Genomic DNA, 18,127 nt, shown 5'->3' with positions numbered 1-18,127 from the left:
CGGAGGTAGATGCCGGGATGTACGGCAAGGCAGGAGTAGAGATGACCATGTTCGACCGGGTGCGGGTCTTCCTTGAGATGATCAAGTTCGCCCACACCATTTTTGCGCTTCCCTTCGCCTTCACCGGCGCGCTGTTGGCCGCCCGCGGGCTGCCGGCCCTCTCCCAGGCGGGATGGATCGTCTTGGCCATGGTGGGTGCGCGCACCGCCGCCATGGGGCTCAACCGGGTGATCGACGCCGAGATCGACGCGAAGAATCCCCGCACCGCCACCCGCGCCATTCCGGCGGGGCTCCTCGGGAAGGGGCCGGTGATGGTCTTCATCGCCCTCTCCATCATGCTCATGCTCTTCGCCGCCCGCATGCTGAACCCGCTCTGCCTCTACCTCTCACCGGTGGCCTTGGGCTTTCTCTTTCTCTACTCCTACTGCAAGCGCTTCACCTCGCTCGCCCATGTGGTGCTCGGCATCTGCCTCGCCGGTGCTCCCCTGGGCGCCTGGATCGCCATCAGCGGCGAGGCGCCGGTCCCGGCTTTCCTGCTGGCCTTCGCGGTCCTCTTCTGGGTGGCCGGCTTCGACATCTGTTACGCTCTGCAGGACCTCGAGTTCGACCGCAGTCGCGGCCTGCACTCCATCCCGGTCCGGCTCGGGGTGAACGGCTCGCTTTGGACCGCCCGCATCTTCCACTTCATCTCCTGCGTGCTGCTATTGGCCCTCTACTTTACCCTGCAGCTCGGGCCCTTCTTCCTCCTGGGATGCGTCGCCACCTGCGCGATGCTTTCGTACGAGCACTGGCTCCTCAGGGGAGGGAACCTCGAGAAGCTGGACGCCGCTTTCTTCAACATGAACGGCTACATCTCCGTCACCATCCTGGCCGCCACCCTGCTCGACACCCTGACCCGGGGCGCCGCATGATCCCGTCACGTCACTTCGCCCTGGCCATAACCGGCGCCTCCGGTGCGGTGTACGGGGTGAGGCTTGCCGAGGAACTTTTGCGGGGCGGCCACCGGGTGAGCCTCACGGTAAGCGCCGCCGGTTTCGCGGTGCTCGGCGAGGAGTGCGGGCTTAGGTGGGAAGGAGAGCCGGAGCGGGTTCGGGCCGCCCTGGACGCCTATTTCGAGGGGCTCCCCGGCCGGATCGCCTATCACCCGGTGGATGACCTCTTCTCCCCCATCGCCTCCGGCTCGGCAGCCCCCGACGCCATGATCGTCGCCCCCTGTTCGATGGGAACCCTTTCCCGGATCGCCTGCGGGAACTCGGGCAACCTGCTGGAACGGGCGGCGGACGTCATGCTCAAGGAGGGGCGCCCGCTGGTGCTGGTGCCACGGGAGACCCCCTTGAACGCCATCCACCTGGAGAACATGCTGAAGCTTTCCCGGCTGGGGGTGCGGATGATCCCGGCCATGCCCGGCTTCTACCATCATCCCACCACCGTGGAGGAGATGGTCGACTTCGTGGTCGGCAAGGTGCTGGACGCCATCGGGGTCGAACATCGGCTCTTCAAGAGGTGGGGGAGCGAGTAGTTCAAGTCCCCCTTTGAAAAAGGGGGACTTAGGGGGATTTTCCCTGCTGCCACCACCGAAATCCCCCCTAACCCCCCCTTTTGCAAAGGGGGGGGACCTCGCTTCGGCAACCATCCAGGATTCCCGGATGAACCTTTGCGAAACTAAACGATGAAGATTGGAACAAGATGAACTTTCAAACCATAGCGGAAAAGGTCCTGGCCGGCGGCCGGATCGACGAGGCCGAGGCACTCTGCCTCTTTCAGCACGAAGATCTCCTGGCCCTGGGAGAGCTCGCCCAGGCGGTCAACGAGCGGCGTAACGGCCGGCGGGTCTTCTTCAACGTCAACCGCCACATCAACCACACCAACATCTGCGTGAACCGCTGCCGGTTCTGCGCCTTCTTCCGGAGCGCCGATCAGCCGGGTGCCTATCTGATGACCCTCGACGAGATCCGCAGCCGGGCCGAAGAGGCGCTCGCCCAGGGGGCGACCGAGATCCACGTGGTCGGCGGACTCCATCCCGATCTCCCGTTCTCCTTCTACCTGGAGATGATCGCCACCATCAAGGGCGTCTCGCCGGATCTCCACGTGAAGGCATTCACCGCGGTGGAGATCGCCTACTTAGCCAAGCTGGCCGGCCTTCCGATTCCGGAGACCCTGGAGAAGCTGAAGGAGGCGGGGCTGGGATCGCTTCCCGGCGGGGGAGCGGAGATCTTCGCCCCCGAGGTGAGAAACCAGCTCTGCCCGGAAAAGATCTCCGGCGCCGAATGGCTCTCCATCATGGAAAAGGTGCATCAGGCGGGGCTGAAATCCAACGCCACCATGCTCTATGGCCATCTCGAGAGCCTTGAGGACCGGGTCGACCATATGCGGCAGCTGCGCGAGCTGCAGGACCGGACCGGCGGCTTCCAGGTCTTCATCCCGCTCGCCTTCCAGCCCGAGCACAGCCAGTTGAAGCTCTCCGGCTCCGGCACCATGGGGGTGGACGACCTGAGGACCCTGGCGGTCGGCAGGATCTATCTCGACAACTTCGCCAACGTCAAGGCGTACTGGGTGATGCTCGGCGAAAAGATCGCCCAGGTTTCCCTCTCCTTCGGGGTCAACGACCTGGACGGCACCGTGGTGGAAGAGCGGATCGGCCACGAAGCGGGGGCGGACTCGCCGCAGGCGATGAGCCGCGATGCCATCGTCACCATGATCAAGAAGGCCGGCCGCATCCCGGTGGAACGCGACACGCTGTACCGCGAGATCCGGAGCTACTAGCCAGTTAATCCCCTCCCCCCTGGAGGGGGAGGGCGAGGGTGGGGGGGAGGCCGGCTTCGGTACTCCGTGGAGACTTCCCCCACCCCCCGGCCCCCTCCCTCAAGGGGAGGGGGGAGGATTACGAGAGAAAGGGTTTTATCCCATGATCGATACCATTAAGCGAAAAGTCACTGCGGGAGAAGGGCTTACCCGCGAAGAGGCCCTCTGGTGCCTGACCGAAGGCGATCTGCTGGCGGCCGGCAAACTCGCCGACTCCATCCGCCGCCGCAAGCACCCGGAGCGCCTGGTCTCCTTCGTCGTCGACCGCAACGTCAACTACACGAACGTCTGCGAGTCCAAGTGCAAGTTCTGCGCGTTCTACCGCAACCTGACCGACGACGACGCCTACCTCCTCCCCAACTCCGCGATCATCAAGAAGATCGAGGAGCTGGTCGAGCAGGGGGGGACCCAGCTCCTCATGCAGGGGGGGCTTCATCCCGGCTTGGATATCGGCTACTTCGAACGGCTCTTCCGCGAAATCAAGAGCCGCTTCCCGAACCTGCAGAATCATTCGCTCTCCCCCGCCGAGATCACCCACGTCGCCGGACTGTCGGGGCTCACCATCCCCCAGGCCATCTCCCGGCTCAAGGAGGCGGGGCTCGATTCGATCCCCGGCGGAGGCGCCGAGATCCTGGTGGACAGCGTGCGTGCGGAGATCTCTCCCAAGAAGATCGGCTGGAAGGGGTGGGCGGCGGTGATGTCCGAGGCTGCCCGCCAGGGGCTCTCCACCACCGCCACCATGATGTTCGGCTCCAAAGAGAAGCCGGAGGACATCGTCGAGCACCTCTTCAGGGTGCGCGAGCTGCAGGCCGCGGGGGGGAGCTTCACCGCCTTCATCCCCTGGACCTACCAGCCCGGCAACACCGAGCTCGGAGGGGGGACCGCCTCGGGGGTGGAGTACCTCAAGGTGCTGGCCCTCTCCCGGATCGTGCTCGACAACGTCCAGAACATCCAGGCGAGCTGGGTCACCCAGGGGGCCAAGATGGCCCAGGTGGCGCTCTTCTTCGGCGCCAACGACCTGGGCGGGACCATGCTCGAGGAGAACGTGGTGGCCGCGGCCGGTTGTTGCTTCCGGATGTCCCGCGACGAGATGATCTCCCTCATCAGGGGGGCCGGTTTCACCCCGGTCCGGAGGACCACCCTCTACAAGGAGCTGGAGCGCTACTAGCCCTTCCTTGCCTGGAGCTTCCGTCTCGTAAGTCGCGTTGAGGAACGAAACGCGACCCCCGGCGGACATGGCAATCGTCGCGTTTCAGGATAAATCTGTTCAACGCGACCTACGCAATTGGGCGAATTGTCTTTTGGCCTCTTTACTTTGTCGGCCCTCTTTCGGTATAGTCGTCAAGTTTTGGTGCAACCGGCCGGAACGGCTCCACCGTTTCCGCCAACCAAAGGAGTAGTCCATGATCAAGCTGCGTAAGAACATCGAGGAGATGGCCGGGTACGTTCCCGGTTTCCAGCCCCCCGACGCAGAAACCTATATCAAGCTGAACACCAACGAGAACCCGTATCCCCCGTCTCCCCGTGTGCTGGAGGCGATCGCCAAAGAGGTAGGGGAGGGGCTTCGCCGCTATCCCGATGCCGCGAGCCGGCTGGCCCGGGAGGAAGCGGGAAGGGTCTACGGTTTCGATCCCTCCTGGATCGTCCTGGCCAACGGATCCGACGAGGTGCTGAACAACCTGATCCGTGCCTTCGCCAACGAGGGGGAGGAGATCGCCTGCGTACATCCTTCCTACTCCTACTACGGGACCCTGGCCGAGATCCAGGGGGCGAGGATGCGCTACTTCGGGCTGTCGCCCGAGTTCGAGATCGTGGGGCTGCCGGAGAAGTACGACTGCCGTCTCTTCTTCCTCACCAACCCCAACGCCCCCTTGGGCTTCACTTACTCGCGGAGCTTCATCGAGGAGCTCGCGGGGCGGATCACCGGCGTCCTGGTGGTAGACGAGGCGTACGTCGACTTTGCCGAAGAGAACTCCCTCGACCTGGTGCGTACCCTCGACAACGTAGTGGTGACCCGCACCTTCTCGAAAAGCTACTCGCTCGCCGGGATGCGGCTCGGTCTCGCCATCGCCCGGCCGGAAGTGATCGCCGCCCTCAACAAGATCCGCGACCACTACAACGTCGACCGGCTGGCCCACGTGGCCGCCACCGCAGCACTTTCCGATCAGGAGTACCTCAAGGGATGCGTCGCCAAGATCAAGGAAACCCGCGCCTGGTTCACGGAAGAGCTGGTGAAGGCCGGCTACCACGTCATCCCCTCCAGCGGCAACTTCGTCTTCGCCTCCCCTCCCGACGGCGACGGCGCGAGGCTCTACCAGGGGCTCTACGACCGTAAGATCCTGGTGCGCCACTTCTCCGACCCGGTCCTGAAGCACGGGATGCGCATCACTATCGGGACCCGCGAGGAGATGGAGCGGACGGTCCGGGCGATGACCGAGCTGGCGGCACCCTGAAAAAAAGCAGCAGGGGGCGGCCGAATAAATGAGCGGCCGCCCCTTGCGATGATTATGAAAATACTGTAACGTTCTTTGGCTCGCCCCGAAACGGTGGCGTTCACCGGGTAGCCCCGGAAACCTCAGCCCAGCATGCAAGTGCGGAAACGGATGGCAACTTTTGCAGACGAATAACAAGGGAATGAACACCCCCTCGGCGGCCAGCCTGGTCACCGATCAAACGACCCTGGACCAACTGGTGGAGCGGCTTTCGCGGGAGACGGTACTTGCCTTCGACCTGGAGGCCGACTCCCTTCATCACTACACCGAGAAGGTCTGCCTGATCCAGGTCTCCTCACAATCCGAGACCAAGCTGATCGACCCCCTCGCTCAGCTGGACATCAGGGCGCTGGCCCCCATCTTCTCCAACCCCGCCATCAAGAAGGTCTTCCACGGCGCCGACTACGACATGCGCTCCCTCTACCGGGACTTCGAGATCGAGGTGGTGAACCTGTTCGACACCATGATCGCCAGCCAGTTCCTCGGAGAGAGCGAGTTCGGCCTGGCCGCGCTCCTGAAGAAGCGGTTCGGCGTCGAGCTCGACAAGCGGTACCAGAAGGCCGACTGGAGCCGGCGTCCCCTCTCCCCGGAGATGATGGAGTACGCCATGAAGGACACCTCGCTCCTGATCGACCTCTACCGCCAGCTCGAGGCGGAGCTGGTCGCCAAGGGGAGGCTCGCCTGGGTCGAAGAGGAGTCCGAACTGGTGGCCGGGGTCCGTTACTCCTCCCGCGACGGCGAATTCATGTGCCTGCGCTTCAAGGGGGCCAACAAGATGAAGCCGCGCGAGCTGGCGGTCCTGGAGGAGCTTTTGAAGTTCCGGGACGAGAAGGCCCGGCTGGCGGATCTCCCCCCCTTCCGGATCCTCAGCAACGATCTTTTGCGCGAGCTGTCCGAGAAGCAGCCTCGCAACAACTTCGAGCTGGTGGGGATCCCCGCGCTGTCGTCGAAACTGATCGAGCGGCTGGGGCGCGGCCTTTTGCAGGCGGTTGCCACCGGGCTCGCGGTCCCGCAGGACAAGCTTCCCCAGGTCCAGGGGGGACGGCGGCCGATGCTCGACAAGCTGCAGGACGAGCGGGTCAAGAAGCTCAAGGTCTGGCGGGAAGCGAAGTCGGCCCAGCTTGGCCTCGGCGTGGGGCTGGTGGCCAACAATGCGCTGCTGGAGGCCCTGGCAGATCCCTCCTCGCCGCAGCTCACCCTCCTGAAGCGCTGGCAGAAAGAGGCCTTCGGCGACGAGCTTGCCACCCTGATCTAGGGCGGGCCCTCGGGCCCGAGCGGAAAGCACTGCCAGTTGCGGCAGCAGCAAAAACAAAAGGCGGAACCCGTGTAAGCTGGTTGCCGCCTTTTCTTTTTAACCAACCGGGAAAACATTGGAACGCGGATGACGCGGATTGAGCGGATCAACGCGGATACCGCCAAAACTTTCCCTTCCCCCCCTTTACGAAGGGGGGACAGGGGGGATTTTAGCCCCGGTTGCAATACCCCAAGAGCTCGTGCCGAACCACCCGCGTGCCGGCGCGGACACCACCGGATGGTAGGCTGCCATCTATTCCATTTTCCTGGGAGGGAACTATGCCGAGCGGAGTCATACTGAAACTGCTGAAGACGGCGGCCACCAACATCCCGTGGAGGGCTCTGGTTCAGAACGCGCCGGTGGTGGTGGATCTGGTGGAAAGGGTGCGGGAGCGGCTGGGGGCGGGGCATTCCCACGAGCTCGCCGACGAGCTGGAGGCGATGCGGGAAGAGCAGCTGAAGCTGGCTGACGCGCTACTGGAGAGCTCGGCGCGGGTGGCCGCACTGGAAAAGGCCCTGGAGGTACTCTCCGCGCGGCTCAAGCTGATGATCGCCGTGGGCGTCCTCGCGCTGATCGCCGCCGGTACCTCGCTGATCATCGTCCTCTCCCGCTGACTTTCATTTCTGTTCCCCCTCTTGAGGGAGGGGGCGAGGGGGTGGGGGAAGCCGGAGGGAAACCTCCTGCCCCTCCTTATCCCATATCCCCCCACTGGTACTGCAGAATGGCCAGCATGGCGAGCCCGGCGGTCTCGGTGCGGAGGATCCGCTTGCCGAGCGAGACCGGGATGAATCCGCACGCCTTGGCGGCCTCCACCTCCTCGAGACTCAATCCCCCCTCCGGGCCAACCACCACCGCCACGCTGCCGGGAATTTCATGAACGGCTTCGAAGGCCTCCTTCAGCCGGTTTCCCTGTTCCTCCTCCCAGAGAATCAGTTTCACCGCCTGGTCCGCCCCCCGCAGCACCTCGCCGAGTTTCCCCTCGATCCGTACCGCCGGCACCGAGGTCCGCCCCGACTGGCGGGCCGCTTCCTGGGCAATCTTCTGGAATCGCTCCTGTTTCGAGGCGCCCCGCTCCCTGGTGAGCTTCACCACCGACCGCTCCCCTTCGAAGGCCACCACCTCGGCCACGCCGAGCTCGGTACACTTCTGCACGATGAGCTCGAACTTGTCCCCCTTGGGAAGCCCCTGGTAGAGAACAACTTTTATTGCATTATCTCCCTCATGAAAATGCTCCCGTGTGCCGATACGTATTATCAGCTCCTTGGCGGCGACCTCTTCGATGGCTCCGAAGAGCCGGGAGCCGTCCTGGGCGGTGAGAGCGACCTCGTCGCCGGCCTTGAGCCGCAGCACGCGGGCCATGTGCCGGTAGAGCTCCCCGGTGACGGTGACCAGGTCGCCGTTTACCGCGTTGTCTCCCAGGAAGAAGGTCCGCACGTCAGGCCGCCTTCCTCATGGTGATGCAGCTCCATTCGGCATCATGAGTGATTTCGATGAGGGCGAGACCGGGGAAGCCGTCGACGACCAGCTGCTCCTTTTCGGTCAGGATGCCGGAGAGGATCAGCCAGCCGCCGGGAGCGACCCGGTCGATCAGTTGCGCGGAGAGCCGTACCAGCTCTTCGGCGAGGATGTTGGCCACCACGACGCCGAAGTCGCCGGGGATGCGGTCAAGCGGGGTGGTCGAGGCTTCCACCACGGTTACCTCGTTGAGCTCCAGGTTTTCCTCGGTCACCCGCACGGCATCCGGGTCGATGTCGACCGCGACGATCCCGGTGGCTCCCATGAGGGCACCGGCGATGGAGAGGACCCCCGAGCCGGTTCCGACGTCCAGAAGGTGCGGCGGAAGTTTGCCGCCCAGGTGGTCGAAGCAGATCCGTTCCATGGACTCGAGGCACATCCGGGTGGTCGGGTGAGCGCCGGTGCCGAACGCCATGCCGGGATCGATCTTGATCACCAGGTCGCCCGGTTGCTCCTGGTACTCCTCCCAGGTCGGCTTGATCACCATCCGCTGCCCGATTCTGACCGGCTTGAAGTGCTCTTTCCAGTTGTTGGCCCAGTCCTCGTTGCGGACCACGTTGACCACCGGTTGACGGTAGACGAAGCCGGCGAAGGAGGGACCGCTGGTTCTCAGGTACTCCTCGACCCGGATGCGGACCTCTTCGAGGCCGGCGTCCGCGGGGACGTACCCCTTGACGCTCTTAATGGGAGTATCCTCGACGCTGTCGAGGGAAAAGGTGTCCAGATGAAGGTTATCGATCCCGACGCCGTTGCCGGTCAGTTCCACCAGGAAGTCCGCCAGGGAATCGACCATCTCGGCCGGGACCTCGCAGACGATTTCCGCCCAATCGGTTTGCATAAGTGCTCGTTGCTCCTAAAGGTTGATAAGGTTTTGCAGCGGATCAAAGTAGCAGAAAATCGAGGCGAGCGCCAATGAAAACGGCGGGCGGGCGGTGCGCCGGGGAGCAGGAAAGGGCGGGGAAAGGTAAAATCAAACTTTGTTTTTACTGCAGAACTTTTTCCAATTAAATTTTAGTTTTGCAGTATTGTTAAAAACATGGTATATATCTAATGAGTGACTAGGATTAACGTCTGAATCGCCCGGAATTGTTAGGTTTTTTGGGACAAATTACCAATGAGACATGTTTACCTCCTCTCGGACGCCACCGGTGAAACAGTTGAAAGGGTGGCCCGCGCGGCCCTGACCCAGTTCAAGGACGTGGACGTCCGCCTGCACAAGGTGGGGCAGATCCGGAACGATGAGGACATCCTCCGCGCCCTGGACGAGGTAAGCGCCGAGCCGGGGATCGTCTTCTACACCCTGGTCAACTCCGAGCTGGCCCAGTTCGTCAAGGACCAGGCGGAGGCCCGGCAGATCGAGGCGGTGGACCTCATCACCCCGCTGCTCTTCAAGCTGGCCGACTTCCTGAAGATGCGTCCTCAGAAGCTTCCCGGCCTGCAGTACGAGATGAACTCAGACTACTACCGCCGCATGGAGGCGGTGGATTTCACGGTCAAGCAGGACGACGGCCAGGAGCCGCGCAACCTGCACAAGGCGGACATCGTGCTGGTCGGGGTTTCCCGCTCGTCGAAGACGCCGCTTTCCATGTACCTGGCCCACAAGGGGTACAAGGTGGCCAACGTCCCCATCGTCCCGGGGATCGATCCGCCGCCGGAGCTGGAGAAAGTCGAGCCGGGGCGGGTGGTGGGACTCATCATCTCGACCCAGCGGCTGGTGGATATCAGGAGCGCGCGGCTCAGGAACCTGAGGCAGAGTCCCCGGGGGAGCTACGCGGCCTACGAGCAGGTTGAAGAGGAGCTGGCCCACTGCCGCCGCTTCTACCGCTCGCACCCCTCCTGGCTGGTAATTGACGTTACCAACAAATCCGTTGAGGAATCGGCAGCCGAGATCCTCAGCAGGCTTCACGGTGAATTACGGTGAATTACGGCACGATTAGACGGCGTACATATTAACAGAGAGAGGAAATCACAATGAGAATCCTGGTGGTAGAAGACGAGAAGAAGGTAGCGAGCTTCATCAAGCGTGGTCTTGAAGAGGAGCAGTATGAGGTCCATACCGCGGCTGACGGGGAAGAGGGGCTGAAGCTCGCCCTCGAGAAGCAGTTCGACCTGATCGTCCTGGACTGGATGCTCCCGAAAAAGGACGGTCTCTCCGTACTGAAGGAGCTCAGGGAGAGGAAAAACGTCACCCCGATCCTGATGCTGACCGCCAAGGATTCCGTCGAAGACATCGTCGCCGGTCTGGACTCCGGCTCCGACGACTACCTCACCAAGCCGTTCGCCTTCGCCGAGCTTTTGGCCAGGGTCCGGGCCCTGATGAGAAGGAGCGAGCTCGACCGCGGTGCCGAGATCCGTTTCGCCGATCTCCGTCTCGACCCGGTTACCCACAAGGTCTGGAGAAAGGACAAGGAGATCGATCTCACCGCCAAGGAGTACGGCCTGCTCGAGTACTTCATGCGCAACCCGCACCAGGTGCTGACCCGTACCATGATCGCCGAGCACGTCTGGGATTACACCTTCGACAGCTTCACCAACATCATCGACGTCTACGTGAACTACCTGCGTAAGAAGATCGATCGCGAAGCCGACAAGAAGCTCATCCACACCGTCCGCGGCGTGGGCTACATCCTCAAAGAAGAGGAGTAACCGGAAGAGTATGTTCTCTTCCTCCCCCTTCAACCCCACTCTCCCTCCCCTTCAAGGGGAGGGCAGGGGTGAGGATGGCGGGAGAAGCACCCGGTATCACACTCAAAAAGCCTCCGGCCCAATCGGCCCGGGGGCTTTTTTTATCCCGGAGGCATCCCCTTTGACAACGCCTCCGGTAATCCTATATAGTCCCCCCTAATTTGAGGATGCTATTGCATTCCCTCATGAGCCTTCTGGTCAGCCGTCTCCAACCCCGGTTCAAGAATGCTGGCCACGGGATGATCCCAATTCCGATCACCCCCAAGTGGAACATTTATCAGCCTCGGCACCGAGGGGAATCAGCACCTTATCTCCCCGCCAAAGATTTACCCCTCCCGCACCGCGCGAGTCGTGGGGTATGCCCAATTGGGATCAATTACATAGTTGGACTGGAAGAATGAGGCAGGCATTGATGCAATATAACAAGTTAAGGGTGCCTATAATCGCGATAGTTTTGACCTTGTTCCCACTGGTGAAGTTTGGTCTCATATCTAAAGCTGCGGGCGGCAAGCTGATGTATGTTTGCTTAGATCTATCTTTACTTTTTATAATTCTTGAATCTGTGCAGGATAAAGAAATATCAATAAGCGGGTCATCAATCATCAGAGCAAAATATCCGAAGACTTGCTGGTCGGTGTTAGTAGGTTTCATAATTCTTACCACTGCAATGACAGGAGGTCTAGTTTACGTGTTACTCAAAGGACCAGTCCACCCATAGATAGAAGATGAGAATTGTGGGTGTGTATTCGAGTGTAAACTAAGGTGGTGGGACCTGTTATTGGTAGGTTGTAACTTTAAAAGATAAATTTCAACCAGCAGGGTGGACGCGGTCTCGGCTTGGTAGATAAGTGGATGGATGCTGATGAGAGCTTGAGCGCTCCGCCGGTCACCCAATCGTTGGACTGTAAATAAAAAGCCAAATAAAATTGGAAGCCTTCGAATGTCCTACAACATGCTTGACGATTACCCGGTATTGAAATTTTTCGCAATGGCAATAGTAGCAGTTGGTGCGGCTGTTTGGACTACTGTTGACATGCGCGCCCTTCGAGGGGCAAACAGAATAAGAAATGAGAAAGCAGAGTTCAAACCTTGCTGCGCAACAAATGTCGAAACATTTCTCGGACCGGTGAAGTCGATCACTCTGACAACTTCAGAGGGGGGCATCCTGAAATTTCGACCTATGGACAAACAGCAAGCACTTGGGCTTTTAGGGATAAAGAATAATGCTCCTCTGAGCATTGCAAGAGATCCGAAAGGTGGCCCCTCTGCAATACTGAAGACGCCAGAGACCGAAGTAATTGGATTCGTAAGGCCAGAATAATCAGGGAATATAGGAAACCAAAGAACAGAAACGGGGAAAATAAAGACAGATGTGACTATCGATAGAGCGATGTCCAACCCGCGCCACGACCTGACTTTCGCCGGTCGGGCTTCTGTCCGCTGCTGTTTTGAGGTTCTGTGCGAGCCTGATGGCGGCTTTGATATCCCGAGACTAGATACCTTTTCGCCATCGGCCAACACAATGATCAGTTCGCTGCCGCCCCGGATGAAATAAATACGCTCAGTTGGCCGTGCAATTAAATGGAGGATGCTATGCGGTGGAATGGTTTGGTGCTCGCTTCTGTTCTCGGACTGTTGCTGGCGGCATGTATGCCGCGGCAGACTATTAAGTACCCGCTTGACGACGTGACGGCTTTGCAAGGCAGTCCTTTTGAAAAGGCAATTCTGGTGGTAAGACCGTTCCAGGACCACAGAAAGCCTTTGACAAACACCTGCTCCGAAGGGACTGTTGCGCAAATCACTAAGGATGATAAGGCGTTTTTCTACAACTGTGACAACAACTATGACAGTGGCGTCACCACAGAAATCTCCAGCATGATGGCCGCTCACCTCCGGCAATCTGGTCTTTTCAAAGAGGTCTTGGTCGTCGACACCGTGCCGGCCGGTGCCGATTACCTAATGACCGGGAACGTGTCCAAGTTCGACGGCTTAAAGGAGCAGAGCACGGCTGCAGCCGTTGCCTCCCAGTTCGGCCTTTTGGGTGCCCTTGTCAACGTTGCCAACAAAAATGCCTATGAGGGAACTACCGCATTCGAAGAGGTAAAGCTGATCAGACTCAAAGACAATACGGTCGTCTGGAGCGGTGACGTAATCGGCCATATAGAAGGGACTGACATCGCAGATGCCTATGGGTGGAGTTGCTACTCCAAAGCCAATCTTTCACTCAAAGAAGCCAACGGAAATCTTGTCAGCTCCCTGGCCAAAGCTGGATCCGAACACTAAACCGGCAACTCGGGCGAAAAGCGCTCACGAAGGGCCGCATCTAATACAGGGAAAAGATCTGGATAAGCCTGTTTGGTTAATGTATTTAGGCTTGTGACTCGATAGCGCACGATGCTGCAACTTTGAAAGATACAGGCGTGGCTTTGAACTTCAGAATGAGCAAGATACCGATGCTGGTCCTGGTTCTCTACTTAGACACGATCGGCTCCATTACCCCATGAACGGCGATCGATTGGGCACGGTCCATGGCTTCTGCCAAACCTGAGGGGGAAAAAGGCACTTTTTCTAGAACCTAGAAAGAAATGGCGTAACCAGCTGGAATCGCAGAGGATTACCTGAAATATCATCACCCCTCGCCGGTGGACCGCCGGAGCGGGAGCAAATGGTGTGACTGCGGCTATTTCCCCGGAATTGCATCGTAATTTGTCATCGCCAAGAGGCCGCCGGGTCCATGATCTGCCCCTCCAGGACCGTCGAAACGGGTACATATTTCGGTTGCCATTCCCTTCGACAACTGGAGAACTTCCGTATCACCTCCGGTGACCGTCGCGATCATCGCCGCCTTCGTAGCCGCAATAGCGTTTAGTCTGAAGCTCCATTGAGTCTTCCGGATTGCCCGGACTGGACCGCAGTCGTGCGCGCCGTATACTCCTGGCTCCCTTGACAAAGCGCCATGCGGGTATTAGCTTTACGCTACCAAATTCTAGGAGGTAGCCATGCGGGCAACGTTTCAGGCGATTCTTTTGACACTCACCCTGCTTTTCTCCTCACTCATTGCCACCGGAGCCTGGGGCTCGGCAGTGAGTCCCGACTTCGTGAAACTGGCAAAGCAACTCAAACCCGCCGTCGTCAATATCAGTACCTCCAAAACTGTTACCGTGCAGAAGCGGCACCTGTATGGTAACGACCCCTTCCAGGATTACTTCGAGAAGTTCTTCGATACACCCCGTCAGCATCCCCACAAGCAGCAGAACCTCGGATCGGGTTTCATCATCAGCGACGACGGTTACATCCTTACCAACAACCACGTCGTTGCCGGCGCCGACGAGATCAAGGTCAAGCTCTCCGACGGCCGCGAGTTCAAGGGAGAGATCAAGGGGCGTGACGAAAAGCTCGACCTCGCCCTGGTGAAGATCGACGCCAAGGGGCATCTTCCGGTGGCACCGCTCGGCGACAGCGACAAGGCCGAAGTGGGCGAGTGGGTGATGGCGATCGGCAATCCCTTCGGCCTGGCCCAGACGGTGACCGCGGGGATCATCAGCGCGCAGGGGCGGGTGATCGGCTCCGGCCCCTACGACGATTTCATCCAGACCGATGCCTCCATCAACCCCGGCAACTCCGGCGGTCCCCTCTTCAACTCGAAGGGGGAGGTGATCGGCATCAACACCGCAATACTTTCCGGCGGCCAGGGGATCGGCTTCGCGATCCCGATCAACATGGCCAAGGCGGTCATCGAGCAGCTCAAGCAGAGCGGCAAGGTGACTCGTGGGTGGCTCGGGGTGTCGGTGCAGATGGTGACCGCCGACCTCGCGCAGTCCTTCGGTCTGGAGGGTGAGAAGGGAGCCCTCGTCTCGGAGGTCACCAAGGACAGTCCCGCCGACAAGGCAGGGCTGCAGGGGGGCGACATCATCCTGCAGTTCGACGGCCGGACCATCCACGAGATGAGCGAGCTCCCGCGCATGGTGGCGGCCACCCCGGTCGGCAAGGCGGTGAAGGTGGTGATCCTGCGCGACGGCAAGCAGAAGGAGGTCCCGGTCACCATCGAGAAGATGAAGGATGGGGACGAGGAGGATGTGGCGACCACCGGCGACAAGCTGGGGCTCAAGGTAGCCGAGCTCACTCCGGAGCGGGCCCCTCAAAACCGCGGGGAACGCGGCGTGCTGGTCGCCGAGGTGCAGCCGGACGGTCTGGCCGACCGGGCGGGGATCGTGGAGGGAGACGTGATCCACGAAATCAACGGCAAGCGCATCGCCAGCGTGAGCGACTACAGTAAGGTGATCGCCACCGTGAAGAAGGGTGGCTACCTGAAGGTGCTCCTCAAACGGGGGAACAGCTCGCTCTTCACGGCCATGAGGGTCGAGTAGGGAGACGATGGGAAATTGGAAGAGAGGAAAGGGGGCTTACCGGCCCCCTTTTTTTTGATGGATCGGCCTCAGCGTTTCGCCGCGACCCGGAGGCCCGCGATGCCGGCGTAGCTTCGTTGTTCGCATTCTCCGAACCCGCGCGACTCGGCGGACCTCGACAGCTCCTCCGCGGTTTTCAGCGCCCTTACCATGAGCGGCACCACCAGGCAGTGAAAGAGATCGCACCAGTTGCGGGGATCGGCCTGGTCCCGTAGCCGGATCTTCGCCCCCCGCAGCCGCTGCGCCGCCGAAATTTCCTCCAGCTCCCGCAGGAAGAACGGCACGAAGCGCACGCTCACGAAGAGGAGGAACGATATCCGGTACGGGATCACCCGGCTGAAGCCCGTCATCACCTCCGAGGTCCGGGTGGTGCGCAGAAAGACCGCACCGGGGAGATAGAAGAGGATGATCTGAGTCGAGGTCCGGACGCCGGGCCAAAAGTCGCTGGCGCCGTGCAGGGCGCAGTAGGCCGCGGTCACCGCTACCCCCAGGAAGACCAGCACCCGGGTGTCCCGCCAGAGGTCGTACGGAGTCAGCCGGGCCAGGAAGAAGCAGCCGAGCGCGACCGCGAGGAGGACCAGGAGCTGTTCCGGGGTGCGGACGGCGATCGCGCAGGCGCTCAACGCGGTCCCGGCGGCAAGCTTGGTCCCCGGTCCCAGCCGGTGGATAGGCGAGTCGTGCGTCATGAACTGACAGGCGTAGTCGCTCGTTCGAAACCGCCGGATATTCATCTCAGCCGCGCGCATCGGTGACCCTCCCGTCCTTCAGAATCAGTTCGCGGTCGGCCCATCCGGGCACCGGCAGACGATCATGGCTCGCGATCAGCACGCTGGTCCCGAAACGGGCCGGGAGCTCGCCGAGAATCTCCAGCAGTTCGCCACGCTGTGCCATGTCCAGACCGGCAAACGGCTCGTCCAGCAGCAGGAGCCGGGGACGGCCCGCGAGGACCGAGGCGAGCGCCACCCGGTGCTGCTCCCCGAAACTCAAGGTCAGCGGGGTCCGGCCGGCCAGGTGGGCGATCCGGCAGTGGGCGAGCGCCTCCGCGACCAGCCCGTCTATCTCCCGGAGGGGACGTCCTTCCCTCTTGAGGGTGAAGGAGACCTCCTCCTGGACGCTCTCCGCGAAGAGCTGCCGTGTCGGGTTCTGGAAGAGCACCCCCACCTTTCCCGCCAGCCGCTCCGGCACCGGCTTCCCGATCCCGGCCAGCTCGACGGTCCCGAGGTCCGGGCGGGCAAGCCCGCAGAGGGCGCGGAAGAGTGTCGATTTCCCTGCCCCGTTATCCCCGAGCAGGTGGACCCGTTCCCCCTCCCCGACGGTAAGATCGACCCCGTTGAGAACTGCGCCGGTTTCGGGATAGCCGAGGTGGAGGCCGCGGACGGTCAGCACGGGGGCGCCGCCGTGCTCGAGGCGAGCCGGAAAGGAGCGATTAGCGGCGCGGGGAGCGGGGGGCATCGACAGTACCGAAACGATCTTCCCCCGTTCCATCACGAAGTAGCGGTCGATGATCCCGGCGAAGGGGAGGATGTCGTGTTCGGCGAGCACGATGATGTATCCCTCCCGCTTCAGCCATCCCAGGGTGTCGCGAAGTTCCTCTTTGCTCCGCCGGTCGAGCTGGGAGCTTGGCTCGTCGAGGAGGAGGATGCCCGGATTGGCCGACAGCACGGAGGCAATGGCAAGGCGCTGCTTCTGCCCGGCCGAGAAGCGATCCACGTTCCGCTTCTGGCACCCCTCCAGCCCCACGGCCCGCAGCGCGAGGGCCACCCGTTCGGCTATCTCCTCGCGGGGGATGCAGAGATTCTCCGGCGCGAAGGCGACCTCTTCGCCGGCCGTCGTGCAGACGATCTGGGATTCGGCGTTCTGGAAAACGATCCCGACGGGGATACGCCCGTCACCGGCGTGGGGGGGGATTTCAATGCTTCCCACCCGGCTGCCGCCGCGCAGCGCCCCCTTGATGGCCAAGAGCAGGGTCGACTTGCCGCAGCCGGAGTCCCCGGTGAAGCAGACGCATTCGCCGGCTCCGACTTCGCAGGAAATATCGGCCAGTGCCGGTTCCGTTGCGCCGGGGTACCGGTAACTTAACGAGGTGATCGAGAGATTCATAACGCACCGCCCATGAACGAAAAAAGCCCTTCTCGGGGTGGAGAAGGGCCTTGAACGGAATTCGAGCGGTACAGGGCTCGGGCTCCGTCTGGGCTGTTCTCCTTCTCAGGGGGAAGGCGCTGCCGTTTCCCGCAACACCCAATGGCCGGGCGCCATGGGGACGATCCCTTTAGGCGCTGCAGCTCGAAGAAACAGTGAAACCTATTCGGTTGTACCGGGGGACCTTGATGCTCCCCTTGAGCCTTCGTCGTTTCCTCCCAGCCGCAGACCGGCACCGGCGAGGGCGCCGATCACCCCTTGGCCGCTTCCGCCGTGCTCCGACAGGTGCACCCCCAGCATTTCCGCGAGCGTGTACGCCGTGTCCTTGTCGAGGACCGAATCCTTCGCCCGCTCGCCGAAGACGATGAGCTGCTCGGGCGAGGCAACGGCCTCGATGGCGGCGACGCAGAGGCCAGGATCGGATCCCTCCGCGCTCTCCCGTGCGAGGAAATCGCTCGCGTAGGCGATGACCGCGTCCAGGGCGTTTTCGGCGATCTCCGCCTCGAAACACATCGCGCTGTTATGGGAGGTGTACGGGATGTCGGGATGGACCAGCAACTGGTGGCGGGTCACGAACCCGGCCCGCCCCCATCCCCGGCTCTCCAGCTCTGCCGCAATGAGGGTGGCGAGCTCGCCGGTTCCGCGGCTGTCCAGGTTGTCGGTGTCGCCGATGCTTACCAAGATGCGCATCGCTGCATTCTCCTCGGTTGGCCGTCGCTCGCGTGCGCACGGCGCCGGCAACAAAAAAGGGACCCTTCGGATAAAGGATCCCTTAAGGCGTAACCCGGGCGTGG

Annotated in this window: 17 protein-coding genes and 1 riboswitch; of the genes, 12 read left to right on the top strand and 5 right to left on the bottom strand. The window is 61.5% G+C overall.

Annotated elements, in window-relative coordinates:
- Positions 1 to 41 precede the first annotated feature (41 nt).
- From L4X63_RS02550 to L4X63_RS02520, 7 genes are all read left to right on the top strand, one after another.
- On the top strand, positions 42 to 911 hold the full coding sequence (locus L4X63_RS02550) for a 4-hydroxybenzoate octaprenyltransferase (RefSeq protein WP_250677015.1): 870 nt from the start codon (positions 42 to 44) through the stop codon (positions 909 to 911).
- Positions 908 to 1,519: a UbiX family flavin prenyltransferase gene (locus L4X63_RS02545; protein ID WP_250677014.1), complete on the top strand. Its 612-nt coding sequence runs from the start codon at positions 908 to 910 to the stop codon at positions 1,517 to 1,519. The genes L4X63_RS02550 and L4X63_RS02545 overlap by 4 nt, the downstream gene beginning before the upstream one ends.
- A 167-nt stretch (positions 1,520 to 1,686) precedes the next feature.
- Positions 1,687 to 2,763, top strand: a complete 1,077-nt coding sequence (gene mqnE / locus L4X63_RS02540) for an aminofutalosine synthase MqnE (RefSeq protein ID WP_250677013.1) — start codon at positions 1,687 to 1,689, stop codon at positions 2,761 to 2,763.
- 142 nt (positions 2,764 to 2,905) lie between these two features.
- Positions 2,906 to 3,970: a cyclic dehypoxanthinyl futalosine synthase gene (mqnC, locus tag L4X63_RS02535; RefSeq protein ID WP_250677012.1), complete on the top strand. Its 1,065-nt coding sequence runs from the start codon at positions 2,906 to 2,908 to the stop codon at positions 3,968 to 3,970.
- Positions 3,971 to 4,205: 235 nt separating this feature from the next.
- On the top strand, positions 4,206 to 5,255 hold the full coding sequence (hisC, locus tag L4X63_RS02530; protein WP_250677011.1) for a histidinol-phosphate transaminase: 1,050 nt from the start codon (positions 4,206 to 4,208) through the stop codon (positions 5,253 to 5,255).
- A gap of 181 nt (positions 5,256 to 5,436) precedes the next feature.
- On the top strand, positions 5,437 to 6,549 hold the full coding sequence (locus L4X63_RS02525) for a ribonuclease D (RefSeq protein WP_250677873.1): 1,113 nt from the start codon (positions 5,437 to 5,439) through the stop codon (positions 6,547 to 6,549).
- Between the two features lie 317 nt (positions 6,550 to 6,866).
- On the top strand, positions 6,867 to 7,202 hold the full coding sequence (locus L4X63_RS02520; protein WP_250677010.1) for a hypothetical protein: 336 nt from the start codon (positions 6,867 to 6,869) through the stop codon (positions 7,200 to 7,202).
- A gap of 76 nt (positions 7,203 to 7,278) precedes the next feature.
- Here the strand turns inward: L4X63_RS02520 and L4X63_RS02515 are convergent, their stop codons facing one another.
- Both L4X63_RS02515 and prmA read right to left on the bottom strand, forming a co-directional pair.
- Positions 7,279 to 8,022: a 16S rRNA (uracil(1498)-N(3))-methyltransferase gene (locus L4X63_RS02515; RefSeq protein ID WP_250677009.1), complete on the bottom strand. Its 744-nt coding sequence runs from the start codon at positions 8,020 to 8,022 to the stop codon at positions 7,279 to 7,281.
- 1 nt (position 8,023) lies between these two features.
- On the bottom strand, positions 8,024 to 8,941 hold the full coding sequence (prmA, locus tag L4X63_RS02510) for a 50S ribosomal protein L11 methyltransferase (RefSeq protein ID WP_250677008.1): 918 nt from the start codon (positions 8,939 to 8,941) through the stop codon (positions 8,024 to 8,026).
- A 276-nt stretch (positions 8,942 to 9,217) separates the two neighbouring features.
- On the opposite strand from prmA, the gene L4X63_RS02505 reads away from it, so the two are divergent.
- The 5 genes from L4X63_RS02505 (at position 9,218) to L4X63_RS02485 (ending at position 15,155) form a co-directional block, all read left to right on the top strand.
- Complete coding sequence (locus L4X63_RS02505; protein ID WP_250677007.1) at positions 9,218 to 10,024, top strand: pyruvate, water dikinase regulatory protein; 807 nt, start codon at positions 9,218 to 9,220, stop codon at positions 10,022 to 10,024.
- Positions 10,025 to 10,074: 50 nt separating this feature from the next.
- On the top strand, positions 10,075 to 10,749 hold the full coding sequence (locus L4X63_RS02500) for a response regulator transcription factor (protein ID WP_250677006.1): 675 nt from the start codon (positions 10,075 to 10,077) through the stop codon (positions 10,747 to 10,749).
- A 979-nt stretch (positions 10,750 to 11,728) separates the two neighbouring features.
- Entirely contained in the window at positions 11,729 to 12,109 is a 381-nt protein-coding gene (locus tag L4X63_RS02495; protein WP_250677005.1) for a hypothetical protein, read from the top strand.
- Between the two features lie 272 nt (positions 12,110 to 12,381).
- Complete coding sequence (locus L4X63_RS02490; protein WP_250677004.1) at positions 12,382 to 13,071, top strand: hypothetical protein; 690 nt, start codon at positions 12,382 to 12,384, stop codon at positions 13,069 to 13,071.
- A 716-nt stretch (positions 13,072 to 13,787) separates the two neighbouring features.
- Entirely contained in the window at positions 13,788 to 15,155 is a 1,368-nt protein-coding gene (locus L4X63_RS02485; RefSeq protein ID WP_250677003.1) for a DegQ family serine endoprotease, read from the top strand.
- 68 nt (positions 15,156 to 15,223) lie between these two features.
- Here the strand turns inward: L4X63_RS02485 and L4X63_RS02480 are convergent, their stop codons facing one another.
- From L4X63_RS02480 to L4X63_RS02470, 3 genes are all read right to left on the bottom strand, one after another.
- Positions 15,224 to 15,940: an energy-coupling factor transporter transmembrane component T family protein gene (locus L4X63_RS02480; RefSeq protein WP_250677002.1), complete on the bottom strand. Its 717-nt coding sequence runs from the start codon at positions 15,938 to 15,940 to the stop codon at positions 15,224 to 15,226.
- A complete protein-coding gene (locus L4X63_RS02475) occupies positions 15,927 to 17,294 on the bottom strand; it encodes an ABC transporter ATP-binding protein (RefSeq protein ID WP_250677001.1) in 1,368 nt (455 codons plus the stop codon). Before L4X63_RS02475 ends, L4X63_RS02480 begins: the two co-directional genes overlap by 14 nt.
- A gap of 82 nt (positions 17,295 to 17,376) precedes the next feature.
- Positions 17,377 to 17,495: riboswitch (molybdenum cofactor riboswitch) on the bottom strand.
- Positions 17,496 to 18,023 carry a hypothetical protein gene (locus tag L4X63_RS02470; protein WP_250677000.1) on the bottom strand — a complete coding sequence of 176 codons (528 nt, stop codon included), beginning with the start codon at positions 18,021 to 18,023 and terminating at the stop codon, positions 17,496 to 17,498. It lies immediately after the preceding riboswitch.
- Between the last annotated feature and the right edge of the window lie 104 nt (positions 18,024 to 18,127).

The sequence above is a fragment of the Geomonas sp. Red32 genome, from assembly GCF_023652955.1.
Lineage (GTDB): Bacteria > Desulfobacterota > Desulfuromonadia > Geobacterales > Geobacteraceae > Geomonas.
The sequence above is the reverse complement of the archived record's forward strand: the minus strand, read 5'-3'. Positions and strand labels throughout refer to the sequence as shown.

Bases quoted from the DNA above. Each gene is read 5' to 3' on its own strand.
- L4X63_RS02550 (WP_250677015.1), top strand. From the start codon at position 42: ATGACCATGTTCGACCGGGTGCGGGTCTTCCTTGAGATGATCAAGTTC.
- mqnC (WP_250677012.1), top strand. From the start codon at position 2,906: ATGATCGATACCATTAAGCGAAAAGTCACTGCGGGAGAAGGGCTTACC.
- mqnE (WP_250677013.1), top strand. From the start codon at position 1,687: ATGAACTTTCAAACCATAGCGGAAAAGGTCCTGGCCGGCGGCCGGATC.
- L4X63_RS02485 (WP_250677003.1), top strand. From the start codon at position 13,788: ATGCGGGCAACGTTTCAGGCGATTCTTTTGACACTCACCCTGCTTTTC.
- L4X63_RS02505 (WP_250677007.1), top strand. From the start codon at position 9,218: ATGAGACATGTTTACCTCCTCTCGGACGCCACCGGTGAAACAGTTGAA.
- L4X63_RS02500 (WP_250677006.1), top strand. From the start codon at position 10,075: ATGAGAATCCTGGTGGTAGAAGACGAGAAGAAGGTAGCGAGCTTCATC.
- L4X63_RS02495 (WP_250677005.1), top strand. From the start codon at position 11,729: ATGTCCTACAACATGCTTGACGATTACCCGGTATTGAAATTTTTCGCA.
- L4X63_RS02490 (WP_250677004.1), top strand. From the start codon at position 12,382: ATGCGGTGGAATGGTTTGGTGCTCGCTTCTGTTCTCGGACTGTTGCTG.
- L4X63_RS02475 (WP_250677001.1), bottom strand. From the start codon at position 17,294: ATGAATCTCTCGATCACCTCGTTAAGTTACCGGTACCCCGGCGCAACG.
- hisC (WP_250677011.1), top strand. From the start codon at position 4,206: ATGATCAAGCTGCGTAAGAACATCGAGGAGATGGCCGGGTACGTTCCC.
- L4X63_RS02480 (WP_250677002.1), bottom strand. From the start codon at position 15,940: ATGCGCGCGGCTGAGATGAATATCCGGCGGTTTCGAACGAGCGACTAC.
- L4X63_RS02520 (WP_250677010.1), top strand. From the start codon at position 6,867: ATGCCGAGCGGAGTCATACTGAAACTGCTGAAGACGGCGGCCACCAAC.
- prmA (WP_250677008.1), bottom strand. From the start codon at position 8,941: ATGCAAACCGATTGGGCGGAAATCGTCTGCGAGGTCCCGGCCGAGATG.
- L4X63_RS02470 (WP_250677000.1), bottom strand. From the start codon at position 18,023: ATGCGCATCTTGGTAAGCATCGGCGACACCGACAACCTGGACAGCCGC.
- L4X63_RS02525 (WP_250677873.1), top strand. From the start codon at position 5,437: ATGAACACCCCCTCGGCGGCCAGCCTGGTCACCGATCAAACGACCCTG.
- L4X63_RS02545 (WP_250677014.1), top strand. From the start codon at position 908: ATGATCCCGTCACGTCACTTCGCCCTGGCCATAACCGGCGCCTCCGGT.